Annotated in this window: 40 protein-coding genes; 6 read left to right on the forward strand and 34 right to left on the reverse strand. The window is 67.5% G+C overall.

The window, feature by feature from the left end; genetic code table 11:
- The first annotated feature begins 63 nt into the window (after window positions 1-63).
- Both EV650_RS17985 and EV650_RS17990 read left to right on the forward strand, forming a co-directional pair.
- A complete protein-coding gene (locus EV650_RS17985; RefSeq protein WP_238174300.1) occupies window positions 64-609 on the forward strand; it encodes a TetR/AcrR family transcriptional regulator in 546 nt (181 codons plus the stop codon).
- A complete protein-coding gene (locus tag EV650_RS17990; RefSeq protein WP_238174301.1) occupies window positions 606-1607 on the forward strand; it encodes a glycoside hydrolase family 18 protein in 1002 nt (333 codons plus the stop codon). Before EV650_RS17985 ends, EV650_RS17990 begins: the two co-directional genes overlap by 4 nt.
- On the opposite strand, the gene EV650_RS17995 is transcribed toward EV650_RS17990, so the two are convergent.
- The 4 genes from EV650_RS17995 to EV650_RS18010 all read right to left on the reverse strand — a co-directional run bounded on the left by EV650_RS17995 (window position 1597) and on the right by EV650_RS18010 (window position 5673).
- A complete protein-coding gene (locus EV650_RS17995) occupies window positions 1597-2241 on the reverse strand; it encodes a response regulator transcription factor (RefSeq protein ID WP_134120220.1) in 645 nt (214 codons plus the stop codon). The genes EV650_RS17990 and EV650_RS17995 overlap by 11 nt on opposite strands.
- Window positions 2232-3476 carry a sensor histidine kinase gene (locus EV650_RS18000; protein ID WP_134120221.1) on the reverse strand — a complete coding sequence of 415 codons (1245 nt, stop codon included), beginning with the start codon at window positions 3474-3476 and terminating at the stop codon, window positions 2232-2234. Before EV650_RS18000 ends, EV650_RS17995 begins: the two co-directional genes overlap by 10 nt.
- Window positions 3477-3490: 14 nt before the next feature.
- A complete protein-coding gene (locus EV650_RS18005) occupies window positions 3491-3913 on the reverse strand; it encodes a hypothetical protein (RefSeq protein ID WP_134120222.1) in 423 nt (140 codons plus the stop codon).
- A gap of 77 nt (window positions 3914-3990) precedes the next feature.
- A complete protein-coding gene (locus EV650_RS18010; protein ID WP_134120223.1) occupies window positions 3991-5673 on the reverse strand; it encodes an ABC-F family ATP-binding cassette domain-containing protein in 1683 nt (560 codons plus the stop codon).
- A 74-nt stretch (window positions 5674-5747) separates the two neighbouring features.
- On the opposite strand from EV650_RS18010, the gene EV650_RS18015 reads away from it, so the two are divergent.
- Window positions 5748-5948 carry a hypothetical protein gene (locus EV650_RS18015; RefSeq protein ID WP_134120224.1) on the forward strand — a complete coding sequence of 67 codons (201 nt, stop codon included), beginning with the start codon at window positions 5748-5750 and terminating at the stop codon, window positions 5946-5948.
- Window positions 5945-7111: a hypothetical protein gene (locus EV650_RS18020; RefSeq protein WP_134120225.1), complete on the forward strand. Its 1167-nt coding sequence runs from the start codon at window positions 5945-5947 to the stop codon at window positions 7109-7111. The genes EV650_RS18015 and EV650_RS18020 overlap by 4 nt, the downstream gene beginning before the upstream one ends.
- 1 nt (window position 7112) lies before the next feature.
- Here the strand turns inward: EV650_RS18020 and EV650_RS18025 are convergent, their stop codons facing one another.
- Complete coding sequence (locus tag EV650_RS18025; protein WP_134120226.1) at window positions 7113-7883, reverse strand: hypothetical protein; 771 nt, start codon at window positions 7881-7883, stop codon at window positions 7113-7115.
- Window positions 7876-8397: an RNA polymerase sigma factor gene (locus tag EV650_RS18030; protein WP_238174302.1), complete on the reverse strand. Its 522-nt coding sequence runs from the start codon at window positions 8395-8397 to the stop codon at window positions 7876-7878. Before EV650_RS18030 ends, EV650_RS18025 begins: the two co-directional genes overlap by 8 nt.
- A 174-nt stretch (window positions 8398-8571) precedes the next feature.
- On the opposite strand from EV650_RS18030, the gene EV650_RS18035 reads away from it, so the two are divergent.
- Window positions 8572-10383, forward strand: a complete 1812-nt coding sequence (locus tag EV650_RS18035; protein ID WP_134120228.1) for a hypothetical protein — start codon at window positions 8572-8574, stop codon at window positions 10381-10383.
- On the opposite strand, the gene EV650_RS18040 is transcribed toward EV650_RS18035, so the two are convergent.
- Both EV650_RS18040 and truA read right to left on the reverse strand, forming a co-directional pair.
- The gene (locus tag EV650_RS18040; protein WP_238174303.1) at window positions 10367-10969 is read right to left on the reverse strand and encodes a class I SAM-dependent methyltransferase; all 603 of its coding nucleotides are present in this window, start codon (window positions 10967-10969) and stop codon (window positions 10367-10369) included. The two genes, EV650_RS18035 and EV650_RS18040, sit on opposite strands and share 17 nt — an antisense overlap.
- Entirely contained in the window at window positions 10962-11774 is an 813-nt protein-coding gene (gene truA / locus EV650_RS18045) for a tRNA pseudouridine(38-40) synthase TruA (protein ID WP_134120230.1), read from the reverse strand. The genes EV650_RS18040 and truA overlap by 8 nt, the downstream gene beginning before the upstream one ends.
- Before the next feature lie 145 nt (window positions 11775-11919).
- Here truA and EV650_RS18050 point away from each other — a divergent pair, with 145 nt between their 5' ends.
- Window positions 11920-12597, forward strand: a complete 678-nt coding sequence (locus EV650_RS18050; protein ID WP_134120231.1) for a hypothetical protein — start codon at window positions 11920-11922, stop codon at window positions 12595-12597.
- A gap of 57 nt (window positions 12598-12654) precedes the next feature.
- Here the strand turns inward: EV650_RS18050 and rplQ are convergent, their stop codons facing one another.
- The 26 genes from rplQ to rpsC all read right to left on the reverse strand — a co-directional run bounded on the left by rplQ (window position 12655) and on the right by rpsC (window position 26940).
- Window positions 12655-13329, reverse strand: coding sequence for a 50S ribosomal protein L17, sunset domain variant (rplQ, locus tag EV650_RS41565; RefSeq protein WP_134120232.1), 675 nt, complete (start codon window positions 13327-13329; stop codon window positions 12655-12657).
- A 49-nt stretch (window positions 13330-13378) separates the two neighbouring features.
- Window positions 13379-14404: a DNA-directed RNA polymerase subunit alpha gene (locus EV650_RS18060; RefSeq protein WP_130384620.1), complete on the reverse strand. Its 1026-nt coding sequence runs from the start codon at window positions 14402-14404 to the stop codon at window positions 13379-13381.
- Window positions 14405-14511: 107 nt separating this feature from the next.
- A complete protein-coding gene (gene rpsD, locus EV650_RS18065; protein WP_134120233.1) occupies window positions 14512-15120 on the reverse strand; it encodes a 30S ribosomal protein S4 in 609 nt (202 codons plus the stop codon).
- Window positions 15121-15146: 26 nt separating this feature from the next.
- Window positions 15147-15554, reverse strand: a complete 408-nt coding sequence (rpsK, locus tag EV650_RS18070; RefSeq protein WP_130384622.1) for a 30S ribosomal protein S11 — start codon at window positions 15552-15554, stop codon at window positions 15147-15149.
- A gap of 38 nt (window positions 15555-15592) precedes the next feature.
- The gene (rpsM, locus tag EV650_RS18075; protein ID WP_020388083.1) at window positions 15593-15964 is read right to left on the reverse strand and encodes a 30S ribosomal protein S13; all 372 of its coding nucleotides are present in this window, start codon (window positions 15962-15964) and stop codon (window positions 15593-15595) included.
- A gap of 184 nt (window positions 15965-16148) precedes the next feature.
- Window positions 16149-16262: a 50S ribosomal protein L36 gene (gene rpmJ, locus EV650_RS18080; protein ID WP_008361054.1), complete on the reverse strand. Its 114-nt coding sequence runs from the start codon at window positions 16260-16262 to the stop codon at window positions 16149-16151.
- Between the two features lie 33 nt (window positions 16263-16295).
- A complete protein-coding gene (gene infA, locus EV650_RS18085) occupies window positions 16296-16517 on the reverse strand; it encodes a translation initiation factor IF-1 (protein ID WP_012923661.1) in 222 nt (73 codons plus the stop codon).
- A 96-nt stretch (window positions 16518-16613) separates the two neighbouring features.
- Window positions 16614-17396, reverse strand: coding sequence for a type III secretion system chaperone family protein (locus EV650_RS18090; protein ID WP_134120234.1), 783 nt, complete (start codon window positions 17394-17396; stop codon window positions 16614-16616).
- Window positions 17393-17842, reverse strand: a complete 450-nt coding sequence (locus EV650_RS18095) for a DUF1707 SHOCT-like domain-containing protein (protein ID WP_134120235.1) — start codon at window positions 17840-17842, stop codon at window positions 17393-17395. The genes EV650_RS18090 and EV650_RS18095 overlap by 4 nt, the downstream gene beginning before the upstream one ends.
- 64 nt (window positions 17843-17906) lie before the next feature.
- Window positions 17907-18731, reverse strand: coding sequence for a type I methionyl aminopeptidase (map, locus tag EV650_RS18100; RefSeq protein ID WP_134120236.1), 825 nt, complete (start codon window positions 18729-18731; stop codon window positions 17907-17909).
- 6 nt (window positions 18732-18737) lie between these two features.
- A complete protein-coding gene (locus EV650_RS18105) occupies window positions 18738-19310 on the reverse strand; it encodes an adenylate kinase (protein ID WP_202874750.1) in 573 nt (190 codons plus the stop codon).
- Complete coding sequence (gene secY, locus EV650_RS18110) at window positions 19310-20611, reverse strand: preprotein translocase subunit SecY (protein ID WP_134120237.1); 1302 nt, start codon at window positions 20609-20611, stop codon at window positions 19310-19312. Before secY ends, EV650_RS18105 begins: the two co-directional genes overlap by 1 nt.
- A 135-nt stretch (window positions 20612-20746) precedes the next feature.
- Window positions 20747-21187 carry a 50S ribosomal protein L15 gene (gene rplO / locus EV650_RS18115; protein ID WP_130441472.1) on the reverse strand — a complete coding sequence of 147 codons (441 nt, stop codon included), beginning with the start codon at window positions 21185-21187 and terminating at the stop codon, window positions 20747-20749.
- Window position 21188: 1 nt separating this feature from the next.
- On the reverse strand, window positions 21189-21371 hold the full coding sequence (gene rpmD / locus EV650_RS18120) for a 50S ribosomal protein L30 (protein WP_020388092.1): 183 nt from the start codon (window positions 21369-21371) through the stop codon (window positions 21189-21191).
- A complete protein-coding gene (gene rpsE, locus EV650_RS18125) occupies window positions 21371-21970 on the reverse strand; it encodes a 30S ribosomal protein S5 (protein WP_134120238.1) in 600 nt (199 codons plus the stop codon). Before rpsE ends, rpmD begins: the two co-directional genes overlap by 1 nt.
- Window positions 21971-22000: 30 nt before the next feature.
- Window positions 22001-22384, reverse strand: coding sequence for a 50S ribosomal protein L18 (rplR, locus tag EV650_RS18130; RefSeq protein ID WP_134120239.1), 384 nt, complete (start codon window positions 22382-22384; stop codon window positions 22001-22003).
- A 2-nt stretch (window positions 22385-22386) separates the two neighbouring features.
- Window positions 22387-22929, reverse strand: coding sequence for a 50S ribosomal protein L6 (gene rplF, locus EV650_RS18135; RefSeq protein ID WP_134120240.1), 543 nt, complete (start codon window positions 22927-22929; stop codon window positions 22387-22389).
- A 27-nt stretch (window positions 22930-22956) separates the two neighbouring features.
- Window positions 22957-23364 (reverse strand): 30S ribosomal protein S8, encoded by a 408-nt coding sequence (gene rpsH / locus EV650_RS18140; protein WP_134120241.1) that lies wholly within the window; start codon window positions 23362-23364, stop codon window positions 22957-22959.
- 91 nt (window positions 23365-23455) lie between these two features.
- The gene (locus EV650_RS18145; protein ID WP_012923674.1) at window positions 23456-23641 is read right to left on the reverse strand and encodes a type Z 30S ribosomal protein S14; all 186 of its coding nucleotides are present in this window, start codon (window positions 23639-23641) and stop codon (window positions 23456-23458) included.
- Window position 23642: 1 nt separating this feature from the next.
- Window positions 23643-24215 (reverse strand): 50S ribosomal protein L5, encoded by a 573-nt coding sequence (rplE, locus tag EV650_RS18150; RefSeq protein WP_134120242.1) that lies wholly within the window; start codon window positions 24213-24215, stop codon window positions 23643-23645.
- Window positions 24215-24604 (reverse strand): 50S ribosomal protein L24, encoded by a 390-nt coding sequence (gene rplX / locus EV650_RS18155; RefSeq protein ID WP_134120243.1) that lies wholly within the window; start codon window positions 24602-24604, stop codon window positions 24215-24217. Before rplX ends, rplE begins: the two co-directional genes overlap by 1 nt.
- Window position 24605: 1 nt before the next feature.
- A complete protein-coding gene (gene rplN, locus EV650_RS18160) occupies window positions 24606-24974 on the reverse strand; it encodes a 50S ribosomal protein L14 (protein ID WP_012923677.1) in 369 nt (122 codons plus the stop codon).
- A 97-nt stretch (window positions 24975-25071) separates the two neighbouring features.
- Window positions 25072-25368, reverse strand: a complete 297-nt coding sequence (gene rpsQ / locus EV650_RS18165; protein ID WP_134120244.1) for a 30S ribosomal protein S17 — start codon at window positions 25366-25368, stop codon at window positions 25072-25074.
- Window positions 25365-25652 carry a 50S ribosomal protein L29 gene (gene rpmC, locus EV650_RS18170; protein WP_134120245.1) on the reverse strand — a complete coding sequence of 96 codons (288 nt, stop codon included), beginning with the start codon at window positions 25650-25652 and terminating at the stop codon, window positions 25365-25367. Before rpmC ends, rpsQ begins: the two co-directional genes overlap by 4 nt.
- On the reverse strand, window positions 25652-26071 hold the full coding sequence (gene rplP, locus EV650_RS18175) for a 50S ribosomal protein L16 (protein ID WP_134120246.1): 420 nt from the start codon (window positions 26069-26071) through the stop codon (window positions 25652-25654). Before rplP ends, rpmC begins: the two co-directional genes overlap by 1 nt.
- 2 nt (window positions 26072-26073) lie before the next feature.
- The gene (rpsC, locus tag EV650_RS18180; RefSeq protein ID WP_134120247.1) at window positions 26074-26940 is read right to left on the reverse strand and encodes a 30S ribosomal protein S3; all 867 of its coding nucleotides are present in this window, start codon (window positions 26938-26940) and stop codon (window positions 26074-26076) included.

Here is a 26940-nt window from a genome sequence, read left to right on the forward strand (position 1 = left end):
GTTTACAACCCTTTGCCGGTTCGCCGCGTCTCCTAGGCTGAGAGGCGACGGAGGGGAGCTGGGGTGCGAGCAGACGCGCGCGACAACCGGGCCAGGATCATGACCGCGGCGGACGACGTGTTCGGCCGGGCGCCGGGGGCGTCGACCGACGACGTGGCCCGGCTGGCGGGGGTCGGAATCGCCACCGTGTTCCGGCACTTCCCGACCAAGATCGAGCTGCTCGAGGCGGTACTGACGCTGCGGCTGGAGCGGCTGCGGGACCGGGCGCTGGAGCTGGCCGGCAGCGACGACCCGGGGAAGGCGTTCTTCGAGTTCTTCACGCAGGTGGTGGCCGAGTCCGCGTCGAAGCTGGCGATCGCCGAGGCGCTGACCGCGTCCGGGGCGACCGCAGGCGAGGAAGTGCGGGCGGTCGGTCACGGGATGCGGGCCGCGTTCGACGACCTGCTCACCGCGGCTCAGAAGGCCGGCGCGGTCCGGGCCGACGCGCAGTTCGCCGAGGTCTACGCGCTGCTGATCGGCGCATCCCGCGGCGCCACGGCCGCCGGTCTCGAGCCCGACGTACGCGATCGGATGCTCGGCATCCTGTACGACGGCCTCAAGCATTCGTGAGACGCCGTTGGCGATCCTGGTCCCGCGCCCGCCGGGTCCTCACAGCTGTCACGCTCGCCGTCGTACTGCTCGTCGTAGCGCCACTCGCCAGCTACGCGGTCTCACTTCGCCTGCAGTACGCCGGTGAGCCATCAGCCCGTACTCGGAACCAAGACGCGCTCTGGCTCGGCCATGCCTGGGTCGACGGCCGTAAGACCACGACCGATGTCGCCGCACTGGCCCAGCAGCTGAAGGGCACCGGCATCCGCGATCTGTACGTGCACACCGGCCCACTCGAACACGACGGATCGTTGCCGTTGGCAAAGGTTTCGCCGAAGGCCAAGTGGTTCGTCGACGCGATCCACGCCGCGGCACCCGACTTCCGCGTGCAGGCCTGGCTCGGCGACGTCGTACAACCGGGCAAGAACCCCGGAATGAATCTCGATGATCCAGGAGTCCGGCAGCGCGTGGTCGCCTCGGCGAAAGCCGTTCTGGAGCAGGGTTTTCAGGGCATCCACTACGACTTCGAGCCGGTGCGGTCCGGTTCGCAGGGCTACCTGGACGTGCTGGACGAGACCCGCGCACTGGGTACGACGCTGTCGGTCGCAGCGGCCCAGATCGACCCGCTGTGGTACCTGCACCTGGTCCCGATCGAGAAGTGGTGGTCGCAGGACTACTTCGCTCAGGTCGCCCGCAGGGTCAACCAGATCGCCGTCATGTCGTACGACACAGCCATGCCGCTGGAGTCCCTGTACGGCGGGTACGTCGCGAAGCAGACCAAGCTGGCCCTTGAGGTCACTCCCCCGACGACGGACCTCCTCATGGGCCTCCCGGCGTACTGGGAGAACAATCCGGCCCACTGGGGCAACGCAGAGACAGTCAGCGCAGCAGTCCGCGGCGCCCGCCTCGGTCTGGGCACCTCAACCCGCCAGAACTTCGGTCTGGCCTTGTACGTCGACTTCGCCGCCACCCCGGCCAACTGGGCCGCCTACCGCGACGGCTGGTGCGTCAGTCCTTGAGGTACGTGAGTACGGCGAGGACGCGGCGGTTGGCCGAGTCGTCCGAATGGATGCCGAGCTTGTCGAACGTGCTGGTGGTGTACTTGCTGATCGCACCCTCGCTGAGGAACAGGCGCTTCGCGATAGCGGCGTTGGACAGGCCTTCGGCCATCAGGGCGAGGACGGACCGTTCCCGCTCGGTCAGCCGGGCGAGGTGCGGTGCGGAGGTCGGCCGCGCGAGCAGCTTGGTGACCACGACAGGGTCGAGGGCGGTGCCGCCCGCGGCGACGCGTTCCAGGGCGTCAAGGAACTGGTCCGCCTCGAACACGCTGTCCTTGAGCAGGTAGCCGACACCGCCGGCCTGATCGGCGATGAGCTCGCGCGCGTACAGCTGCTCGACGTGCTGGGACAGGATCAGCACCGGGAGCCCCGGCACTTCGCGGCGCGCCTCCAGTGCGGCGACCAGTCCCTCGTCGGTGTTGGTCGGCGGCATCCGTACGTCGATGATCGCAACGTCCGGCCGGTGGTCGAGGATGGCACGGAGGGTCTCCGGGCCGGTAGCAGCCGTCGCGACCACCTCGTGGCCGAACGTCTCGAGCAACCGGACCAGGCCGTCGCGCAGCAGGTAGAGGTCCTCGGCAACGACTATGCGCATGGGATCTCCATCCGTGCTCGGGTCGGCCCGCCAGGCGGACTGTCCAGGGTCAGCGTGCCGTCGAAAGCGTTCAGCCGGCGACCGATGCCGTCCAGCCCACCACCAGGTACGAGGACAGCCGCACCGGGACCGTTGTCCTCGACAACTACCTCAAGGGTCCCATCCGACCGGTGGAAGCTGACCTGCGCCTTACCGACGGCCGCGTGCTTGGCCGCGTTGGCCAGCAGCTCGGCGACGCTGAAGTAGACGGCGGCCTCGATCGGTGCCTCAAGCCGCTGGTCGAGATCAGAGACAACCGAGACGTCGAGCGGGCTGTCCAGGGCGAGCGCGCGGATCGCGTCGACCAGGCCGCGTTCGACCAGAACGGGCGGATGCACCCCGCGGACCAGCTCGCGCAACTCAGTCAGTGACTCGGACGTGCCCTTGCGTGCCTCACGCAGCAGGGCCTTGGCGCGTTCCGGGTCGGCGTCCATCAGGTGCTCGGCCGTGACGAGCGACAACCCCACAGCGACCAGGCGGGCCTGCGCTCCGTCGTGCAGGTCACGCTCGATCCGGCGAATCTCGGCGGCCTGCGCCCTGGTCAGGTCGGCGCGCTGCAGCTCAAGCTCCCGTACCCGCTCCGCTGCGGCAGCCCCGTCCGGCAGCCGCAACCAGCGTCCGGCGAGCGGACCGAGCAGCCGCCACGCGTACGGCGATGCCGCGGCGGCGATCGCCAGCAGGACGACACCGATCACGATGGCGAACGGCGACCGACGAGTGAAGGCGACCACGGCTCCGGCCAGCGCAGCCGGCGGTACGGCGCACACCGGTCCGAGCGTGATCGCACCGACCAGGATCCACCGCACATCCCGCCAGAGGGCCGGGTCACCGATCCGGCGCCGCCACTGCTGATCCATCTCGGCGTCCCGCCGGGTGCGTTCGTACGAATGGCCGTTCCACCAGTAGCCGGTGGCCAGCTGCACCGGCTCAGGCCCGGGCTGCCGGTACCCGTCCTCGATCCGCAGACCGCTCCAGCGGCGTGCGAGCCGTCGTACCAAAGTCCCGATCGGGCGGGCCAGGCCCAGCGCGGCAGCGCTGAAGAGGAGCAACCAGCCGATCCACGTCCACACGTTGGTCAGCGACCACGGCGAGCCGGTCAGCTGACCCACGAGGGGCGGAACGATCGACACCACCGGCACGACCGCCACCAGGGCGAGCAGCACGACCGCGCGCGCGAAACCCCTTGCCACTCCCATGTCGTCCCTTCCGTTCAGGCGCTCGTGGGAGACGCACCGCTGAGGGCGCGCCGGCGGGTGATGACTGCGACCGCGACCAAGGACAGGGCCGAGATGCCCTGCAGCGCGGCGTACCATCCTGGGCACACTCCCGGGATCAGGTCAATCACCACGATCGCGATCGGGAGCACTGTCGTGACGGTCCGCAGTCGGTCGAGGCTCGGCCGGGATCCCTGCGACGCGCGGACCGCGAGCCGGTGCAGCAGCGGCGCGACGGCGAGCAGGATCCCCGCGCGGACCCACATGAACGCGCTGACCGGGCCGTGCAGGACGGCGTCCACGATCACCGTCGACAGCACGATGACGCAGACCACGCTGAAGATCCCGATGCATTTCTTCGCCGTCTCGAACAGTTCCTGGACCTGGGCGTTGTCGGTGTGAAGCTCTGAATTCGTCATACCCCAAACGCTAGAAATCCCGAGCTCCGCGCAGTACGGGGCCAGACCCACACTCCGGTGGGTCCAGCCCCACCTGATCAGCGGGCGCGTTCGACGCGGCCCTCGTCCCAGACTGGTTCGTCCGGCTCGTAGACGGTGCCGTCAGCACCGAAGACGAGGTAGCGGTCGAAGCCGCGGGCGAACCAGCGGTCGTGGGTGACTGCGAGGACCGTACCGTCGAAAGCGTCGAGTCCCTCCTCCAGCGCCTCCGCCGACTCGACGTCCAGGTTGTCGGTCGGCTCGTCGAGCAGGAGCAGCGTCGCACCGGACAGCTCGAGCAGCAGGATCTGGAACCGCGCCTGCTGCCCACCGGACAACGTGTCGAAGCTCTGCTCGGCCGCATGTGCCAGCTCGTACCGGTCCAGCTTCCGTGACGCCAGTTCGCGCCCCATGCCCTCACGGTGGTCGTCACCGCGGTGCAGGATCTCCAGCAGGGTGCGGCCGACCAGCTCCGGGTGCTCATGCGTCTGCGCGAACCAGCCGGGCCGAACGCGCGCACCGAGCTTGGCGTTGCCGGTGTGCGCCACTGGAGCGATCTGTACGTCGCCAACCGGCTGGTGCTCCACATCCGGATCCGACCCACCATTAGCGAGTAGTCGGAGGAAATGTGACTTCCCGGACCCGTTGGACCCCAGTACGGCTACACGTTCGCCGTACCAGATCTCTAGGTCGAAAGGCTTCATCAGCCCGGTCAGCTCGAGTCCTGTGCACACGACGGCCCGCTTGCCCGTGCGGCCGCCGGTGAGGCGCATGCTGACCTTCTGCTCGCGCGGCAACGCCTGCGGCGGCCCAGCCTCCTCGAACTTGCGCAGCCGAGTCTGGGACGCGCGGTAACGCGACGCCATGTCGGAGTTGTACGCCGCCTTCTGCTTGTACATCAGCATCTGCGCCCGAAGCTTCGCGTGCTCCTCGTCCCAGCGCTTGCGCAGCTCCTCGAACCGCTCGAAGCGGTGCCGCCGGGCCTCGTGGTACGTCGCGAACCCGCCGCCATGTGTCCACGCGGTGTTGCCCGCGGCACCCAGCTCGACGGTGACGATCCGGGTAGCGGTGTTGGCCAGCAGCTCCCGGTCGTGGCTGATGTAGAGCACCGTCTTGTCAGTACTACGCAGCTGCTCCTCGAGCCAGCGCTTCCCTGGTACGTCGAGGTAGTTGTCCGGCTCGTCCAGCATCAGGACCTCGTCCGGCCCACGCAGCAAGGCTTCCAGCACCAGTCGCTTCTGCTCACCGCCGGACAGCGTCTTCACCTCACGCCAGCGGCAGCGCTCGAACGGTACGCCGAGTGCGGACGTCGTACACACGTCCCACAGGACCTCTGCGTCGTACCCGCCGACCTCACCCCAGTCGGCCACCGCCTGCGCGTACCGGAGCTGGGTCTTCTCGTCGTCGGCCTCCATCATCGTCAGCTCGGCCTTGTCCAGCTTGGCCGCGGCCTGCTGGATCGCCGCCGGCGCCACCCCTAGCAGCAGGTCGCGAACGGTCGACGAGTCCCGCACCGAACCGACGAACTGCCGCATCACGCCGACCCCGCCGGACCGGGCGATACTGCCGCTGTGCGCCTTCAGGTCACCCGCGATGATCCGGGTCAGCGTGGTCTTGCCGGAACCGTTCGCCCCGACCAGCGCGACCTTCGCGCCGTCACCGACCCGGAACGTGATGTCGTCCAGCAACACCCGCCCGTCCGGTAACTCGTACCCCACACCAGCGACATCCACATGACCCATTCCCCCAGTCTGACCGCCCCGGCAACCCCCACGCGACCGGTTATCGACCCCCTGACGAGGAATGATCTGGACGGATGGACGCTTATCGTGAGGCGCAGCGGCTGTACGCCCAAGCAATGTTGTCGACTGCCTCGGGGCAGGACCGGATTGCCGAGCTCGAGCAGACAGTGCAGCGGATCGGCGAACTGGTGCCGACGGCCGCACCGGGCGACCGGGCCGCGGTGCTACTGATGAACAGCTCGCTCGTGGAACTGATCGCTGGGGAGAGCCGATGAACGAGCTCCTCCAGCGCGGTCCGGAGATTCTCCCGGGCAGTTGGAAGTACGAGTGGGTGGCGTCGGTCGTCGCCAAGGCCGCGGAGTACGCCGGCCGCCCCTCGCACTGGAACGGCAAGCTCTACGAGCAGCCCGGTCCGGTGAGCGGGCTCTACCATCGTGACGGCAGCATGACGATCAGCCGGGAGCACGTGCTCGACCCGGCCCGCCCTGCCTTCACGCCGGAGCAGACCGCTACCTCCAGCGAGCTGTCCGCGGCCGCCGGCCCGACCAAGATGGCCATCTTCCAGGCGCGGCTCTCGCTGTCCGAGTTCGGCGACGACACCGTGCCTGGCGCGACCCCGGTCGGGTCGCTGGAGGATCTCGCGCTCGAGAACGCGCTGGCCGACCGCTTCACCAACCGGTACGGCGGCCGGATCGCCGAGGATCTCACGGAGCAACCGCTCTCGATGCTCGGTCAGTCTCCGTCGTTCCCGGCGTACACAACGGCGACGGACCGGCTGATGTACTCGGTCGGCGGCGTCGCCGGAATGGGGCCCGAAAAACTCCGCGACCTGATCGAGAGCACCGAGCGCCCACAGCGATTCAACGCGATCGCCGATGCTGCGCTCGACCATCAGCTGGGCGATCTGGTCCCCGACTCGCACCGGGACCAGCTGCGCCAGGACCTGACCGGGCCGCTCCGGCGCGGGCTCGGCGGCTTGACGATGACGGAGTACAGCGAGCTCACCCATCCAGGGTCGAAGTACGGCTGGGGCGAAAGATCGGCCGAGCGGACCGCAGACGAGTTCATCGAAAATCTCGCCGACATCGTGGACCACTACGACTCGTGGGCAGAGCAGAACCCTGGCGTCGAACCGCCGGAGCTGCCGGACTCGCTGCGAGAGAAGTTCCTCGACCGTGAGGAGCAGACGCAGCAGGTCTGGGCCGACGCGGGCTGGCCGGCGCAGCAGCCGGTCGCGGGCCGCGAACAGGCCTACAACGAGCGGTTGCCCGAGCAGCCGTACCCGAACGCCCGCCAGCAGGAGATCGCCAAGCTGCAGCAGTTCCTGTGGTCGCACACCGCACCGAGCCAGCAGGGCAGTACGACCGTCGATGCGAGCGGACGACCTGACAACGTGCGGCAGATCGGTACGCGCAAGCCGGAGCGTGGTGTCGAGTGAGCTACCAGTCCTTCAGCGCGTTCAGGTAGGTCCCGCCGGACGGACGGACCGAGCCGGTCATGAACAGCTTGAGCGGCGCGGAGTACAGGCCGTAGGTATGCGTGCCGGTGTAGAAGCCGGCCGATTCACAGCCGTCGTACTCGACCCAGATCTCGCGCACACCGGCTGCAGTGTCGAAGCGGAGCACGATCGCCTCGGACGGCTTGGCGGTCGGCGGCGCGCACTTGAACACCGGCAGGTCGGGGTTCCGCTCCGGGAGCACCTTGATCGCGTCCACGACCTGCTGCGCCACCGCGGCGTTGAACACCTCCTGGCCGAGCAAACCCGTCCCGCCCTCGGCAAATCCGTAGCGGCACGCTCGTAGGCCGGTCACCTTTGTCGCCAGATCCAGTCCGGCACTGGCCTGCAGCGCGTCGGGACCAGCGGCCTTCAGGATGGGGTGCTCCAGAGGGCACATGTTGTCCGGCGCCGGCGAAGGCATGACACCCTCGAAGGACCTGTTCGGAGCCGCGGCCTTGCTGTCTCCACTGGTGTTGCTGCTGCCCGTGGCGACCGGCGACTCACCACCGACCAAGCTCCACACGCCACCGATCGCGGCAGCCACCAGCACAGCACCCGCTGCCATCGACCACCCCTGTCGACGGCGGCGTACCCGTCGACGCGCTTCCTGCGCCAGACCGGTCTTCTGCAAACCAGCCTCGGCACCGGCCTGGTTCTGCAGGGCAGATGTGAACTTGGGGCCGAGCTCCTGCTCAGGGTCGTGCTCAGGCATCCTCGGCTCCTTCCGTACTCAGCGTGGTCTTCAAAGCGGCCAATGCTCGATGGACATGCGACCGGGCGGTCGCCTCCGCGCAGTGCAGTAGCTGGGCAATCTCGGCGTACGACAGCTCCTCGTAGAACCGCAGTACAACGGCGGCACGCTGTTTGTCCGGCAGCGTCGCGCACAGCGCCCAGATCGCCTCCGACTCGGCTCGGGCCGCCGTACCGTCGCCAACGGCCCGGGCGGTCCGCACTGGTTCCGGTACGGGCGCCTCTCGCCGGCGAAACCTTCGCCACCAGGAGATGTGCGCATTCACCACCATCCGCTTCACATATGCCTCAGGATCGTCGGCCCGGCTCACCCGAGCCCACCGGGCACACGCCGTCGTCAACGCGTCCTGTACGGCGTCCTCCGCCAGGCTGGAGTCCCCGGTGAGGACATAGGCGAACCGCAGCAGGGCATCCGCCTTCTCGGTGACCCACACCTCGAAGCCGGGCGGCCCTGTCCGTACCTCCGCTGCCGCCAAGGCTGCCTCCATACCCTCAGGACGGCGCCGGTGGCGCGTTCGTTGCAGCGGGACCTTGGATCCCGGCACTGACGGTCGGCAGCGTAACCCAATCGGTGCTTGACGCCTGCTGTTCATCGACCGTTCGGTCGTTAGTCTGGCGCGGTTGTTCGACCGAGGAGGAAGGACTGCAGCATGCCGGACGGGTACGAGAAGATCGGCAGTCGTGCCGACAGCCAGGCGCTCGCGTGGGCGTACCACCTGACCGAAGTCCTCGGGCACAACCGCCGGTACGACACGTTCGAGCTGTATCGACGGACAGACTGGTACGACAACCGGAGCGCCGTACTTCCCAATGGCGCGATCGTCCTGGGCGCGCAAACCGCGAACTGGATCGGGATGTCCGGCAGTCGCATGTACGACGGGCAGATCGAGGGCCAGTACCGGCCGACCCGTCAGGAAGCCGCCGACGTCAGGCAGGCGCTGGACGACTTCATCACCGTCTATCTGGACAAGGTGGATCCGCCGGACCCGGCCATGGCACCTGGGTTGCGGGCCCTGGACTCCGGACTCCGTGACACCGTCGTCGTCCCGAAGATCATCGAGGAATCGCGCATCGACGGCGCCTTCCCGCAGATCCGCGACGTGGACGGCCGGCAGCCGTACCTGTACGGGACGACGCGCGCGTTCGTCGAGAGGCTCGGCAACCATCTGGGCATGCCGGCCGGCGATCTCGAGGACGTGCTCGTGAAGACTCCGCCCGCACAGCGTTTCGAGGCGCTGGCCGATGCCCTGGTCGAGAACGACCCGCTGCAGCGGCGGCTACCGGACGGCTCCGTGCGTACTCCGCCGGAAGACCATGTGGCCCGGCTGAAGGCAGCCCTGACGCAGGAACTCGGCGAAACCTTCGAACGCTGGGGTGAGCCGAGCCGCCAACACGATGCGGACGCCCAGCGCCACGGCAGGCAAGGGGCGACGACGCTCCTCGGGCACTGTGCGAAGGCGCGAGACGCGATCGACACCGATCAGCCTGGCTACCAACAGGTCGCGAGCCTCATGTCCGTCGTACAGACCGATCTCGGCACCGGCCGAGCCTCCGCCGCGCAGGGGCGCGACAGCGAAGCGCTCGTGCTCCAACTCAAGCTCAAAGCCGACTACTGGAACGGCGCGCTGCACACCTCGGACCTGCCCGACGGCGCGCTCGGGCTCGCCGGGACCGACCGCTCGCTGACCTTCGACCAGGAGCGGGTGGTCGACGTCCTGGCAGCCGCCGACCCGACCAGGCCACCCTCGCCGGAGCTCAGGGACGCGGTTGACGTCGTCGCAACCGAGGCCACCCGGCTGTGCAACCCGGTCGCCCCCGGCACCGGGTCGAACAACCCCGCGGGACAGGCGTTCGAGGACCGGCTCTGCCAAGACTTCGTCGGACGGCAGCAGACCCGCATGTTCGCCGCTCTCGGATACTCCGAGGCTCAGCTGGACAGCCGTTCGCCGGACGCGACCGCGACAGCGCAGGTGGTGGCGACCCTCACCGAGGCAGCCGCGCGAAAGCAGGGCCTCGAGCCGCACGAGGTGACGGCCAGGTTGCTCACCACGCCCTCGAACGAGCGCATCGAGGCGGCGGCCGCCCTCAGCCTCGGCGAACCCGGCACCATAGTCGACCGCGACCGCTGGACGGAGGCCACCAAGACCTTGGCCGGGACTATCGAGGCCACCATCACGAAGGCGGCAGATGCCGACAGCAACGGCCAGACCAAGCTGCACGCGTGGAATCGGGCCACCGCCGGCGAGAGACTGAGTCATCAGCTCACTGTTGCGATCGACAAGGCCGGCCGGCCCGTCGCCGGCGCCTCGAGTGACGAAGCACTGCTGAGGAGCGTCGCCGCCGCAACCAGCGGCCAGCCGCGTCCCGGCGGCGATCGGACCAGCGGCTCGGATTCGGCGGCACGCCGCGGGCATCAACCTGACAACGGGAAATCCGGCCAGCGGATCACCGGGCGCGATTAGCGCGAAGAACTCGGAAGCCTTTCGCGCTGCCGACGCGCTCGCACGGATAACCCTGCTCGGTCATCCATCGCTGCAATGAGTCCCCGCCCAGGTTCTTGCCGACGACGAACCAAGCCACGCCGTCAGGGGCCAGCCGAGCCAGCCAGCGCAGCAGCATCTTGTGCAGCTCGGGTTTGCCAATGTGGATCGCCGGGTTGGACCAGATCTGGTCGAACTGCAGCTCTGCCGGTACGTCGTCCGGTAGCGCAGGGTGCACCCGGTCAGCAACCCCTGCGGCGGCCGCATTCAGCGCGGTCAGCTCGAGCGCCCGGTTGTTCACGTCGACCGCCCACACCGTCGCCTTCGGGGCCTCCAGCGCCAGCGCACAGGCGATCGGCCCGTAGCCACACCCCAGGTCGAGGAACGTGCCGGCCTGCTTCGGCGGCTCGGTCTCGCGCAGCAGCACCGCCGTACCGATGTCCAGACGGTCCCGGGAGAACACGCCGGTCGCCGTCGTGAAGACATACGGCTTTCCCCAGATCCGCGCCTCGACGGTACGCCGCACGTCCGCCGACTGTGGGTCCGCCGAGAAGAAGTGGTCAGCCACGCTGGTGTACCTCTCCCCTGACCTGACGGGCCTGCAACGCCCGCGCGGCCAACTCGTCATCCGCTGGGTAGCGCACTTCCTCCAACGTGAGGCCGTGCGCGGGCAGGACCGACACAGCCGAGTCCCGCACCTTCCCAGCCAGTACTGCGGCCGGCCAGTCGACGTCACGGCGTCCGTCGCCCACCGGGATCATCGAACCGACCAGAGCCCGGACCATCGAGTGGCAGAACGCATCTGCGATCACTGTGCCCTCCAGCTGCCCTACTGCGGTCCGTTGCCAGCTGAACTCCAGCAGAGCCCGGACTGTGCTGGCGCCTTCCCGTTTCTTGCAGAACGCCGCGAAGTCGTGCTCACCGAGCAGTCCGGTCGCTGCCGCGTTCATCCGGTCCACATCCATCGGGCGACCCACTCGGAGAACCTGTCCCCTGCTGAGCGGGTCCCGGCCCGCTGGGTCGTCGCACAGCCGGTACACGTACCGACGGGCCAGTGCGGAGAACCGTGCGTCAAAGCCCTCTGGAGCCGCCGTGACGGCTGTGACAGCTACATCCTCGGGCAGGACGCCGTTCAGCCCTCTCAACAGCCTCAGCGGGTCCACAGCGCCGTCGACGTCCACATGCGTGACCTGTCCACGGGCATGCACCCCGGTGTCGGTCCGGCCGGCGCAGGTAACGGTCAACGGCTCCGGCAGCCGCAGTACAACCCGAACGGCCTCTTCCAGCTCACCCTGAACAGTACGAAGACCCTCTTGCCGGGCCCACCCATGAAAACCCGTCCCGTCGTACCTCAAATCAATCCGCCAACGCACACGGCAATCTAACGCAGGACCGACGTGCACCCCGACGTGACTACGGTGAGAACGGCCAGCAAATCACGGGGAACGTGAGGACAAAGGAGATCGAGTTATGGCCCTGGCGGGCGAATCCGAAGCCTATGTTCCGCGACCGGGTGACGTGATCGAAATCCGGCCGGACGCGGACTACTGGCAATTCGGGCGGGACGAGAATCAGCCGGACACCTGGCAACGGACGGTCGGGTTCGAGACCGACGACGGTGTGGCGCTCATGTGGGTGAATGCCCACGGCACGGACCCGTTCGACCACATCCAGCCCGGGCGGCAGTTCGAGCTCGACCGCGAGGTCGACGGCCAGGAGGAGACGTTCGGCCTGGTGCGCGACGAGTCCGGCGAGCTCCGCGTCGAGGCGCTGGAGCCGCCGCCCGAGCCGCTCGACCTCAGCGGCGCCGAGCCGTTCCGGCTGCGCTCCGGCGACAAGGTGATCACGAACGACCGAGGCGTTTTCTCGTACTACGGCACCGACAACGCCGGCGCGGAACGCTGGCAGGCCAACTTCCAGGAAGGGATCTCGGTGGAGATCCCGGACGCACCGTTCCAGCCCGGCGAGCAGACCACCGTCGTCCGCCAGCGCGACGGCGACGACCTGGAGTTCACCGTGGCGAAGGGCGACGACGGACTGGTCCTCGTGCCTGGTGTCGAGCAGCCGTCGATCGACGATGCAGGCGCCGCGGAACCGGGCGTCTCCGGCCCGGCCGCCCAGACCGACGCGGGTGAGCGGGCTTACACGGCCCACACCCAGGCCACCCGGAAGCAAGCACCGTCCGCCGGACGCTGAAACGCAAAACAGCGCCCCCTCCCTGTGCGGGGAGGGGGCGCTGTTGCGTGCTGGGTGTTACTTGTCGTCGTCCGAGCCGCCGGCCTTGGCGAAGCCTGCGGCTTCGGCGTCGGCCTCGGTCTTGAACCAGACCTCGGCGACCGTCTGGTCGTACCACGGGGACTCGGTGGTGTGGAACTTCATCGAGTCCTCGTTGCCCTTGATCGTGAAGCCTTCCGGCGCGGAGCCGTCGGCGTTCGGGGCGGCCGAGTTGTCGTACTTGCCGGTGACGACGTCCTGGACCTTCTCGTCCTTCGGCTCGTCGTCCTTGGGTGCGGCGGCCTTCTTCGCCGGGGCCTTCTTGGCCGGAGCCTTCTTGGCCTTCGGCGAGTCGGCCAGCGCCTCGACCAGCTCGATCTTCACCATCGGGGCGTTGTCGCCCTTGCGCGGGCCGAGCTTGGTGATCCGGGTGTAGCCACCCGGGCGGTCGGCGTACCGCTCGCCGATCTCGGTGAAGAGCACGTGCACGACGCTCTTGTCCTTGATCCGCTTCATCACCTGGCGGCGCGAGTTCAGGTCACCACGCTTCGCCTTGGTGATCATCTGCTCCGCCAGCGGCTGCAGGCGCTTGGCCTTGGCCGCGGTGGTGGTGATGGCGCCGTGCTCGAACAGCGACGTCGCGAGGTTGCTGAGGATCAGCTTCTCGTGCGCCGGGCTGCCGCCCAGCCGGGCACCCTTGGTTGGGGTAGGCATCTCTTGACTCCAGGAATCTCAGGCCGCGGGCGGCCCGGGGGTGGTTGACTCAGTACTGCTCGGTCTCGGCGAAGCTCTCGTCCTCGTCGTCCGCCTCGTTGCCGTAGGCACCGGACGCCGCACGCAGGTCGAAGCCAGGAGGCGAGTCCTTCAGCGACAGGCCCATCTCGGCCAGCTTCAGCTTGACCTCGTCGATCGACTTGGAGCCGAAGTTCCGGATGTCCAGCAGGTCCTGCTCGCTGCGCGAGATCAGCTCACCCACGGTGTGGATGCCCTCGCGCTTGAGGCAGTTGTACGACCGGACGGTCAGCTGCAGGTCCTCGACCGGCAGGGCCAGGTCGGCGGCCATCTGCTCGTCCACCGGCGACGGGCCGATGTCGATGCCCTCGGCCTCGACGTTCAGCTCGCGGGCCAGGCCGAACAACTCGACCAGGGTCTTACCGGCCGACGCGACGGCGTCGCGGGGCAGCATCGACGGCTTGGTCTCGACGTCGACGACCAGGCGGTCGAAGTCGGTGCGCTGCTCGACGCGGGTGGCCTCGACCTTGTAGGTGACCTTGAGGACCGGCGAGTAGATCGAGTCGACCGGCATCCGGCCGATCTCGGCGTCGGCGGACTTGTTCTGTACGGCGGACACGTAACCGCGACCGCGCTCGACGACCAGCTCCATCTCGAGCCGGCCCTTCTCGTTCAGGGTGGCGATCTTCAGGTCCGGGTTGTGCACCTCGACACCGGCCGGCGGCGCGATGTCGGCGGCGGTGACGTCACCGGGGCCCTGCTTGCGCAGGTACATGGTGACCGGCTCGTCGTGCTCGGAGGAGACGACCAGGTCCTTCAGGTTCAGGATCAGCTGGGTGGCGTCTTCCTTCACCCCGGCAACGGTCGAGAACTCGTGCAGGACACCGTCGATCTTGATGCTGGTGACGGCGGCCCCCGGGATGGAGGACAGCAGGGTCCGGCGGATCGAGTTACCGAGGGTGTAACCGAAGCCAGGCTCCAACGGCTCGATCACGAACCGCGAGCGGTACTCGTCGACGACCTCTTCGGTCAGGGTGGGGCGTTGTGCGATCAGCACTGTGTGTTCTTCTTTCTGGTTCCGCGACGACCACTATTTGAGGCCGCGAAGGTGAAGAAGAGACCGTTTCCGGCCGGTGGCCACGAGGGCCACCGGCCGGAGCAGGATCAGTTCTTCGAGTAGAGCTCGACGATCAGGTGCTCGGCGACCTGGGTGTCGATCTGCTGCCGGGTCGGCAGCTGGTGGACGAGGATCCGCAGCCTTTCGGGCATCACCTCGAGCCACGCCGGAACGACGCGCTCGCTGTGCGTCTCCCGGGCGACGATGAACGGCGTCGTCTCGGCCGACTTCTGCTTGACATCGATGATGTCGTGAGCGGCCACCCGGTACGACGGGATGTTCACCTTGACGCCGTTCACGGTGAAGTGACCGTGGACGACGAGCTGACGGGCCTGCCGGCGGGTCCGGGCCAGGCCGGAGCGGTAGACCACGTTGTCCAGGCGGGACTCGAGGATCTGCAGCAGGTTGTCACCGGTCTTGCCGGAGCGCCGCGAGGCCTCTTCGTAGTACCGGCGGAACTGCTTCTCGAGAACGCCGTACGAGTAACGCGCCTTCTGCTTCTCGCGCAGCTGGAGCAGGTACTCGCTCTCCTTCGGGCGGCCGCGGCCGTGCATACCCGGCGGGTACGGACGACGCTCGAACGCCTTGTCGCCACCGACGAGGTCGACCCCGAGACGGCGCGACTTCTTGGTCATAGGTCCGGTGTAACGGGCCATGGTTCGCTACCTTCCTCTCTCTGGGATCAGACCCGGCGCCGCTTGGGCGGGCGGCATCCGTTGTGGGCGACTGGGGTGACGTCCTGGATGGTGCCGACCTCGAGGCCGACGGCACCCAGCGAACGGATCGCGGTCTCACGGCCGGAGCCGGGACCCTTGACGAAGACGTCGATCTTGCGCATGCCGTGCTCCATCGCGCGCCGGCCGGCAGCCTCGGCTGCCATCTGCGCGGCGAACGGGGTCGACTTGCGCGAACCCTTGAAGCCGACGGTTCCCGCGGAAGCCCACGAGATGACCGCGCCGGTCGGGTCGGTGATCGTCACGATCGTGTTGTTGAACGTGCTCTTGATGTGCGCGTGGCCGGCGGCCACGTTCTTCTTCTCCTTGCGGCGCACCTTCTTCGCGCCGGCCGCGCTGCGGCTCTTGGGAGGCATAGGTCAGTTGCTCCTGGGGTGGTCGAAAGTCATCCGGGTCACTTCTTCTTCTTGCCGGCGATCGCCTTACGGCGGCCCTTGCGGCTACGGGCGTTGGTCCGCGTGCGCTGACCGCGCACCGGAAGCCCGCTGCGGTGCCGGCGACCCTGGTACGACCCGATCTCGATCTTGCGGCGGATGTCCGCGGTCACCTCGCGACGGAGGTCACCCTCGATCTTGTAGTTGCCTTCGATGAAGTCCCGGAGCTTGACCAGTTCTTCGTCGCCCAGTTCGTGGACGCGCTTGTCACCGGAGATCCCGGTGGCTTCGAGCGTCTTCAGGGCGCGAGTACGACCTACACCGAAGATGTAGGTGAGAGCGACCTCGATGCGCTTGTCGCGCGGCAGGTCGACTCCTACGAGGCGTGCCATGTGGCGGTGTTCCTTTCGTCAGCAGAGGTGTGGTGGCGCGCTGCGTCCTTGCCCGCCTCGGTGATTCGCTTGTGCTTCACCGGCAAGGCCCCGGCCTCTGTTCCAGGGGCGACGTACGGTCCGTGGACCGCACGAGCATGCGCGCTGTGGTGCGAAAGTGCTGTGTCCTGCGTTCGGGCTGAAATCAGCCCTGCCGCTGCTTGTGCCGCGGGTTCTCGCAGATCACCATGACCCGGCCGTGACGGCGGATCACCTTGCACTTGTCGCAGATCTTCTTGACGCTCGGATTGACCTTCATCGAGCTACTTTCTTCGACAGGTGTTGGTGGTCGTTACTTGTACCGATAGACGATCCGACCTCTGGTGAGGTCGTACGGCGACAGCTCGACGACGACCCGGTCCTCGGGAAGGATCCGGATGTAGTGCTGCCTCATCTTGCCGCTGATGTGCGCGAGCACCTTGTGCCCGTTGGACAGCTCAACACGGAACATCGCGTTCGGCAGCGCCTCGACGATGGTGCCCTCGAGTTCGATGACTCCCTCTTTTTTGGGCATGTCCTCGCACTTCTGTAGACGTGACTGACTATGGCTACAAACAGCCAAGGAATAAGTGTACGCCAGTCACCCATCCGAAACCCAATCGAGACCCGGTCAGTGCTCGGTAGCGGCCCACTGCTCGCCTTCGCGCCAGATTTGTTCGGGCATCAGGTCCAGAAGATCACAGGCTGCGTTCAGCTGCGCGAGCGCAGTGACGGATTCGCGGTACGCCGGGAGGATCGCGACGAAACGGCGGCCCTCGCAGCTGAAGCCGAAGGGCGGCACATCGGCCAAAGCCTCGACCGCTCGCGGGTGCAGAACGGCCATCGCGTGGTCCTCGCGGCCGTTGAACAGCTGGTACTGCGCCTGCAGGTCGGGGACCGTGAGCTTCAAGGGCAGGAAGCTCGCCGCGGCCACCGGGGCCAGTCCGGCGGGCAGCACCTGGAGCGGCGGCAGTGGTCGATCCACCTGCAGATCGAGGAAGTCGAAGCCCAGGTCACGCCGCCGTACCTTGTGGCGGAAGCGCCCGGTCCAGAACTCCCGGCCCCGATGCCGGCCGGTGGTCACGTCGATGACCTGGGCCCGGGGATCGCCGTCGAACGGTGGGAACGGCCAACGATCCCGCAGCTCCGGGCCCGACGCGCTGAGCCGCCAGCCCTGCTCCGCCGCCGCTTCGGCCCACGACCTCCGGCGGCGGCTGTCACCGACCCGCAGAGCCAGCGTGAAGACGATCAGCACCAGGAACCAGGCCAGCACCATCCAGCCCACCCAGCGCGGCTCCAGCAGCAGTCCGGCGACCGCCAGCGGTACGGCGACGGCGAACCAGATGACGTAGACGACCGCGGCGCCCTGGTGCAGCTGCCACGACCAGTCCGCCCGCACCGGGGCCGACGTCAACGGCGCCTGCCGAGGCCGCCGAGGGCGATGATCGCCCAGGGAATCAGCAGCCAGACCGGCCAGAAGCTCGGCCAGTGCCCGCCGTTGCCGAGCCCGATCACGAACCAGATCACCACGTTGACCAGCACGACCCCGGTGAAACCGCCTGCGGCAGCGAACGGGTGCTTGTGCGGCCGGTTGTCCTTCTTCCGCTCCGGGAAGTTGCCCGGCTCGGGCGCCGGCTTGACGTCCTGCACCGCTGCCGGCGTCTGGTAGGTCCGCACCGGCGGCAGGTCACGCACCAGCGGCTCGAGCTCGCCGTAGGTCTGCACGGTGTAGAGCTTGTCGAGGCGGGTGGAGAACTCGGGCTGGTCCAGCCGGCCGTCCGCGAACGCGTCCCGCAACCGCCCGGCGATCTTGTCGCGGTCGGCTTCGGTGAAACGCTGGTACGGCTGGTACTGAGGCATGTCTCAAGTGTGCCTCAGCTACGGTCCGCTTCGCGTCCCCCAACGGGTGGACCCGCAGGGTCCGTCAATCAGCCAGTGCGCCGAACTTGACGCCAAGCTCGGACAGCTTCGCTTCGCCGCCGTCGAGCGCGGTCAGCACCCACGGTCCTTGCGGAGTGAGAGTGAACGTGTGCTCTGTGTGCGCGGCGGACCGGCCGTCGTCGGTGACGACGGTCCAGTCGTCCTCGAGCGTGTGGTTGTCCTGCTTGCCGAGCGTGAGCATCGGCTCGACGGCGAGCGCCATCCCCTCGATCAGCTTCGGGCCGCGGCCCGGGCGGCCGAAGTTCGGCACGTTCGGCGGCTGGTGCATGGCCGAGCCGATCCCGTGCCCGACGAAGTCCTCGACGATCCCGTACGACGAGTTGGCGCGAACGTACGTCTCGACCGCAGCCGAGATATCCGTCAGCCGCCCGCCGAGCCGAGCGGCCGCGAACCCGCGCCACATCGACTCGGAACAGATCCGGGCCAGCTCGAGCAGCTCGTCGTCGACCTGCCCGACCGGCACGGTGATCGCGGCGTCGCCGTGCCAGCCGTCCACGATCGCACCGCAGTCGATCGAGATCAGGTCGCCGTCGGCGAGCACCCGGTCCCCCGGGATGCCATGCACGATCTCGTCGTTCACCGAGGCACAGATCGAGCCGGTGAAGCCGTGGTACCCCTTGAACGACGGGGTCGCGCCGGAGGACCGGATGTTGTCCTCGGCGATCGCGTCCAACTCGCCGGTGGTGATGCCGGCCCGGACCGACCCGCGGAGCAGCTCCAGCGTGCGGCCGACCACCAGGCCGGCCTTCCGCATGGCCAGAATCTGCTCGCGGGTCTTGATCTCGATCCCGCGGTCCTTGAACATCATCGGTCGCTACTCCGTGACGGTCTTGAGCGCCGCCAGCACGCGCTCGCTGACCTCGTCGATCTCGCCGACGCCGTCCACCTCGACCAGCAGGCCGCGCTCGGCGTACACCTGCAGCAGCGGCTTGGTCTCGGCGGCGTAGACGTCCTGCCGGTGCCGGACGACCTCTTCGGAGTCGTCGGTCCGGCCCTCGATGTGCGCCCGCTTCGTCATCCGCTCGACCAGTACGTCGATGTCGGCGACCAGCGCGACCACGGCATCCAGCTTGTGGCCGTGGTCGGCCAGGATCTCGTCCAGCGTGCCCACCTGGGCCACCGTCCGCGGGTACCCGTCGAGCAGGAAGCCCTCGCCGGCGTCGGCCTCGGACAGCCGGTCGCGCACCATCGAGTTCGTGATCTCGTCCGGGACGTAGTCGCCGGCATCCATGTACCGCTTGGCCTCGACACCCAGCGGCGTCTCGTCCTTCACGTTCGCACGGAAGATGTCGCCGGTGGACACGGCCGGGATATTCAGGCGATCCGCAAGCACCTTTGCCTGCGTGCCCTTGCCCGCCCCGGGCGGACCCATCAGCAACAATCTCATCAGCGCAGGAACCCTTCGTAGTTTCGCTGCTGCAGCTGAGACTCGATCTGCTTCACCGTGTCCAGTCCGACGCCGACCATGATCAGGATCGACGTACCACCGAACGGGAAGTTCTGGCTCGCGTTCAGCAGGACGAGAGCGACCAGCGGGATCATCGAGATCGCCGCGAGGTAGATCGCGCCGGGCAGCGTGATGCGGTCCAACACGTACTTCAGGTATTCCTCGGTCGGCCGCCCCGCCCGGATGCCCGGGATGAAGCCGCCGTACTTCTTCATGTTGTCCGCGACCTCCTTCGGGTTGAAGGTGATCGAGACGTAGAAGTACGTGAAGAAGATGATCAGGGCGACGTACGTCACCATGTAGATCGGGTGGTCGCCCTTGACCAAGTTGCCCTGGATCCAGTTGGACCAGCTCTTGCCTTGCTGGAACTGACTGACCAGGACGGGGAGATACAGCAGGCTGGACGCGAAGATCACCGGGATGACGCCGGCCTGGTTGACCTTCAGCGGGATGTACGTCGACGTGCCGCCGAACATCTTCCGTCCGACCATGCGCTTCGCGTACTGCACCGGGATCCGGCGCTGGGCCTGCTCGATGAAGATGACCGCGGCCATGATCACCAACCCGATGGCGATCACCACGACGAACGTGGTGATGCCCTTCTGCTTGCGGATGCTCCACAGCTGGGTCGGGAAGGTGGCGACGATCTGGGTGAAGATCAGGATCGACATACCGTTACCGACACCACGGTCGGTGATCAGCTCACCGAGCCACATGATGATGCCGGTGCCGGCGGTCATGGTCAGCACCATCACCGAGACGGTGAACCAGTCGTCCTTGTAGAGCAGCGGCTCGGTGCAGCCCTGGAACAGCCGGCCCGGCGTCCGGGCGAGGGCCACGAACGCGGTGGACTGCAGGATCGCCAGACCAACGGTCAGGAACCGGGTGTACTGGGTGATCTTGGACTGCCCCGCCTGGCCCTCCTTCTTCAGCGACTCCAGCCGCGGGATGACCACGGTGAGCAGCTGCAGAATGATGCTGGCGGTGATGTACGGCATGATGCCGAGCGCGAAGATCGCGAGCTGCAGCAGTGCTCCGCCGGAGAACAGGTTGATCAAGTTGTACAGGTTGGCGTTCTGGCCACCCTGGGAAATCTTGATACACGTGTGCAGAGACTGAACGTTGACGCCCGGTGCCGGCACGACAGAGCCGATCCGGAAGATCACGACGATGAATAGCACGAACAAGATCTTCCGGCGCAGGTCCGGAGTCTTGAACGCGTTGGCAAAGGCGCCTAACACCCTGTCCTCCCACAAGTTTCCCTCGCCGCGGGCACGGCAGGGGCCTAGCTAAGCCGCTGGGCAAGAGACGAGCCAGGGCTCGTCCGACCGGCGCAGGATATCAAGCACCGGGCGTTACGAGCCCTGGACCTCGTGTCACACCTCGGTCGTGGTCCCCCCAGCCGCCTGGATCTTGTCCGTGGCGGACTTGGAGAACTTGTGTGCCGAGACCTGCAGTGCCACGGTCAGCTCGCCGTCACCCAGTACCTTGACCGGCTGACCGCGGCGGACCGCACCCTTGGCGACCAGCTCGGCTACGCCGACCTCGCCACCCTCGGGAAACAGTTGTCCGAGCTTGTCCAGGTTAACGACCTGGAACTCCACCCGGTTCCTGCTCTTGAAGCCCTTGAGCTTCGGAAGCCGCATGTGCAGCGGCATCTGGCCACCCTCGAACCACTCGGGGATGTTGTTACGGGCCTTGCTGCCCTTGGTACCGCGGCCGGCCGTCTTGCCCTTGCTGCCTTCACCACGACCCACACGGGTCTTGGCGGTCTTGGCACCGGGCGCCGGACGCAGGTGATGAACCTTGAGCGCCATGTCAGTCGACCTCCTCGACGGTGATGAGGTGGCGAACCGCGCGGACCATACCGCGAACCTCGGGCTTGTCCTCGTGGACGGCGGTGTCGCCGATCCGCTTGACGCCCAGGGTGCGCAGCGTGTCCCGCTGGTTCTGCTTGCCACCGATGCCGGAACGGGTCTGGGTCACCTTCAAGCGTGCCATCAGGAAGCCGCCTCCGCCCGCGCCTTCAGCAGGGCCGCCGGAGCGACGTGCTCGACCGGCAGACCACGGCGCGCGGCCACGGCCTCCGGCGTCTCCAGGCTGCGCAGCGCCGCCACCGTGGCGTGCACCACGTTGATGGAGTTGGACGAGCCCAGCGACTTGCTGAGGATGTCGTGGATCCCGGCGCACTCCAGTACGGCGCGTGCCGAGCCACCCGCGATCACACCGGTACCGGGAGCGGCCGGACGCAGCATGACAACGCCTGCGGCCTTCTCGCCCTGGACCGGATGCGGAATGGTGCCTTGGATCCTCGGCACCTTGAAGAACGACTTCTTGGCCTCCTCGACACCCTTGGCGATCGCCGCGGGCACCTCCTTGGCCTTGCCGTAACCCACACCTACGGTGCCATCTCCGTCGCCGACGACCACGAGGGCGGTGAAGCTGAAGCGCCGACCACCCTTCACGACCTTGGCGACCCGGTTGATGGCTACCACCTTCTCGATGTAGGCGGTCTTGTCCGCCTGCTGACCGCGACCCCCGTCGCGGCCACGGCGATCACCACCGGCGCCGCCTCCGCGACGCTGTTGGCCTCCGCTCATTTCGAGTTACCTTCTTCCCTTGTCGCCATGTCAGAAGCCGAGCCCGCCCTCGCGGGCGGCGTCAGCCAGTGCCGCGATGCGGCCGTGGTACTTGTTCCCGGCCCGGTCGAACACGACCGAGTCGATGCCGGCAGCCTTGGCCCGGTCGGCGATCAAGCCGCCGACGGTCTTGGCCTTGTCGGTCTTGTTCGCCTCCGTGCCACGCAGGTCGGCCTCCATCGTGGAAGCCGAGACCAGCGTCTTGCCGGCCACGTCGTCGATGACCTGTGCGAACAGGTGCTTCGACGACTTGCTGACCACCAGTCGCGGCCGGTCGGCCGTGCCGTTGATCTTCTTCCGGACCCGGATCTGCCGACGCAGCCGGGAGGCCGTCGTCTTGGCGGAGTGCTTGTGCGGACGCAGTCCGATCGCCATGGTTACTTACCAGCCTTTCCGACCTTGCGGCGCACCTGCTCGCCGGCGTACCGCACACCCTTGCCCTTGTACGGCTCGGGCTTACGCAGCTTGCGGATGTTGGCGGCGACCTCGCCGACGGACTGCTTGTCGATGCCCTGCACGGAGAAGCGGGTCGGCGCCTCCACGTTGAACGTGATGCCTTCCGGCGCGTCCACCGTGATGGTGTGGCTGTACCCGAGCGAGAACTCCAGCTGGGTCGGTCCCTTGGACAGGACGCGGTACCCGACGCCGACGATCTCGAGCTTCTTCTCGTAGCCCTCCGTCACGCCGGTCACCAGGTTGGCGATCAGCGTGCGGGACAGGCCGTGCAGTTCCTTGCTCTTGCGCTGGTCGTCCGGACGGGAGACGGCGATGGTGCCGTCCTCGTCCCGGTTGACCACGATGGGCTCAGCCACGACGTGCGAGAGCTGACCCTTCGGACCCTTCACCGTGACCGTCTGGCCGTCGATCGTGACGTCGACGCCGGACGGGACCGTGACCGGGAGCTTACCGATGCGAGACATTTCAGTGGTCCTCCTTCCGGTTCTTCGTCACCAGACGTAGGCGAGGACTTCCCCGCCGACGCCCTTGTTCTTGGCCTGACGGTCGGTCAGCAGTCCCTGGGACGTCGAGATGATCGCGACTCCCAGTCCGCCGAGGACCTTGGGCAGGTTGGTCGACTTCGCGTAGACCCGCAGGCCCGGCTTGCTGATCCGGCGTACGCCCGCAATGGAGCGCTCCCGGCTCGGGCCGAACTTCAGGTCGACAGTCAGGGTCTTGCCGACGGCGCCCTCCTTGGGCTCCTCCACCTTGTAGGAGGCGATGTAGCCCTCCTGCTGGAGAATGTCGGCGATACCCTGCTTGATCTTGCTGTACGGCATCGCGGTCGACTCGTGGTACGCCTGGTTGGCGTTCCGCAGACGCGTCAACATGTCTGCGATCGGGTCGGTCATCGTCATGGCCTGGGGCCTCTTTCCCGCCGTGGTTTCGCCGCTCGGCGACCTACGGTGACTAGATAATGAATAGGGAGAAGTTCGGAGGTGGAGACGGTCACCAGCTGGACTTGGTCACACCGGGCAGCTCGCCCCGGTGCGCCATCTCCCGCAGGCAGATCCGGCACAGGCCGAACTTGCGGAAGACCGCCTTCGGCCGGCCGCAGCGCTGGCAGCGCGTGTAGCCACGCACCGCGAACTTCGGCTTCCGGGCCTGCTTGACCTTGAGTGCTGTCTTCGCCACGTCAGTTCTCCTTGAACGGGAAGCCGAGCGCCCGCAGCAGGGCCCGACCCTCGTCGTCGTTCTTCGCGGTGGTCACCACGGTGATGTCCATACCCCGGACCCGGTCGATCCGGTCCTGGTTGATCTCGTGGAACATCACCTGCTCGGTCAGACCGAAGGTGTAGTTCCCGGTACCGTCGAACTGCTTCGGGGACAGACCGCGGAAGTCGCGGATCCGGGGCAGCGCGAGCGCCAGCAGCCGGTCCAGGAACTCCCACATCCGGTCGCCGCGCAGCGTCACGTGGGCGCCGATCGGCATCCCCTCGCGCAGCTTGAACTGCGCGATCGACTTACGGGCCTTGGTGACCTGGGCCTTCTGGCCGGTGATCGCGGCCAGGTCCTTCACCGCGCCGTCGATCAGCTTGGAGTCGCGAGCCGCCTCGCCGACGCCCATGTTCACCACGATCTTGGTGAGCCCGGGCACCTGCATGACGTTCGCGTACTGGAACTCCTCCTGCAGCTTGCCGACGATTTCCTCGCGGTACTTCGTCTTGAGCCGCGGAAGAACCTTGGTCTCGGATACTGCGGTGGTCATCAGATCTCCTCGCCGGTACGCCGCGCGACCCGGACGCTCCGGAAACCGGTGTACGTCGAGCCGTCGGGGCGCCGCTTCTGCACCTCGACGCGGTTGTAGCCGACGCGGGTGGTCACCTTCTGCTTCTTGCCGTCCTTCTCGACCTCGACCAGAAGCATCACGTTCGAGACGTGGATCGGGGCTTCCTGGGTGACGATGCCACCGGTGGTGCCGCCGCGCTGGGCCTGCTGCACCTTGGTGTGCTTCTTCACCCGGTTGACGCCCTCGACGATGACCTTCTCGTCGTTCGGGAAGACCTGGATGATCTTGCCCTCGAGGCCCTTGGACTTACCGGCGATCACGCGGACCTGATCGCCCTTCTTCACGTGCAGCTTCTTCTGGACAGCCATCTCAGAGCACCTCCGGAGCGAGCGAGATGATCTTCATGAACCGCTTCTCCCGCAGCTCCCGGCCGACCGGCCCGAAGATACGGGTGCCGCGCGGCTCGCCGTCGGCCTTCAGGATCACCGCGGCGTTCTCGTCGAAGCGGATGTAGGAGCCGTCCGGACGCCGGCGCTCCTTCACGGTCCGCACGACGACCGCCTTGACGACGTCACCCTTCTTCACACCGCCGCCCGGGATCGCGTCCTTGACGGTGGCGACGATCGTGTCACCGACACCGGCGTAGCGCCGACCGGAGCCACCGAGAACGCGGATGCACAAGATCTCCTTGGCACCCGTGTTGTCGGCGACCTTCAGTCGCGACTCCTGCTGGATCATCTGTTGATCTCCTGGTTGTCTCGCTGGTTCTCACTCACGTGAGCCTTGCGGAACGAATAATTTCGATTGGTTGCCGGGCCGTCAGGACCCCGGAGGGCTACTTCGCCTTCTCGAGGATCTCGACGATGCGCCAGCGCTTGGTCGCCGACAGCGGCCGGGTCTCCATCAGGAGGACACGGTCGCCGGTGCCGGCGGCGTTCTGCTCGTCGTGCGCCTTGAGCTTGCTGGTACGCCGGATGACCTTGCCGTACAGCTTGTGCTTGACCCGGTCCTCGACCTCGACCACGACGGTCTTGTCCATCTTGTCGCTCAGCACCAGGCCCACCCGGGTCTTACGGTGGCTGCGCGCCTCGGGCGTCGTGCTCACGGTCTCGTCCTTCGCGTTCTCGGTCATGCGTTCGCCTTCTCACTGTCGTCCGCAGGCTCGTCGGCCTCGGTCTCGGCCTCGGCAACCGGGGCGTCGACCTCCTCGGTGATCCCGAGCGCACGCTCGGACAGCACCGTGTAGATGCGGGCGATGTCCTTACGGACGGCGCGCAGCCGGCCGTGGGACTCCAGCTGGCCCGTGGCAGCCTGGAACCGGAGGTTGAACAGCTCCTCCTTGGCTTCACCGAGCTTGGTCATCAGCTCGTCCCGGCCGAGGTTGCGCAGCTCAGCTGCGGTCACGGTGGTAGCCATCAGTTCTCACCTGCCTCTCGGGAAATGAAGCGGCACTTCATCGGCAACTTGTGGATCGCGCGGCGCAGCGCCTCGCGAGCGATGTCCTCCGGCACACCGGAGAGCTCGAACAGCACCCGGCCCGCCTTGACGTTGGCGATCCACCACTCCGGCGAACCCTTACCGGAACCCATCCGGGTCTCGGCCGGCTTCTTGGTCAGCGGACGGTCGGGGTAGATGTTGATCCACACCTTGCCGCCACGCTTGATGTGCCGCGTCATCGCAATACGCGCGGCCTCGATCTGCCGGTTGGTGACGTAGTGGTTCTCCAGCGCCTGGATACCGAACTCACCGAATGCCAGCGTCGTACCGCCCTTGGCGGCGCCGGAGCGCCCCGGGTGGTGCTGCTTGCGGTGCTTGACCTTACGGGGGATGAGCACGGTCAGCTCTCCGTTCCGGTCGTCTCGGCGGGCTTGTCGGCCGCCGGGGCGCTGGCCTCGGCAGCAGCCGGAGCCGCCGCCGCGTTGTCGCGCCTGTTGTTGTCCCGGCGGTCGTCGCGACGACCACCACGGTCACCACCGCGACCGCCACGGTCACCACGGTCGCCACCGTCACGGCGGGCCGGACGGCCACGCTGCTGGGTAGCGGCCCGGGCGGCGGCCTGCGCCTCGCGCTCGGCGCGGGTGCCGGCGACGTCGCCCTTGTAGATCCAGACCTTCACGCCGATCCGGCCGAAGGTCGTCCGGGCCTCGTAGAAGCCGTAGTCGATGTCGGCCCGCAGCGTGTGCAGCGGGACGCGGCCTTCGCGGTAGAACTCCGACCGCGACATCTCCGCGCCACCGAGCCGGCCGGAGCACTGGATCCGGATGCCCAGGGCGCCGCCACGCATGGTGGTCTGCATCGCCTTGCGCATCGCGCGGCGGAACGCCACGCGGCCGGACAGCTGCTCGGCCACACCCTGTGCGACCAGCTGAGCGTCGACCTCGGCGTTCTTCACCTCGAGGATGTTCAGCTGCACCTGCTTGCCGGTGAGCTCCTCCAGGCTGCCCCGAATCCGGTCCGCCTCGGCGCCACGGCGACCGATGACGATGCCCGGACGAGCCGTGTGGATGTCGACCCGGACCCGGTCACGGGTGCGCTCGATCTCCACGCGGGAGATGCCGGCGCGCTCCATGCCCTTGCTCAGCAGGCGGCGGATCTTGACGTCCTCGCCCACGTAGTCCTTGTACAGCTTGTCGGCGTACCAACGGCTCTTGTGGTCGGTGCTGATGCCGAGACGGAACCCGTGCGGGTTAACCTTCTGTCCCAC

Origin of the sequence: Kribbella kalugense (genome assembly GCF_004365875.1) — a bacterium.
Lineage (GTDB): Bacteria > Actinomycetota > Actinomycetes > Propionibacteriales > Kribbellaceae > Kribbella > Kribbella kalugense.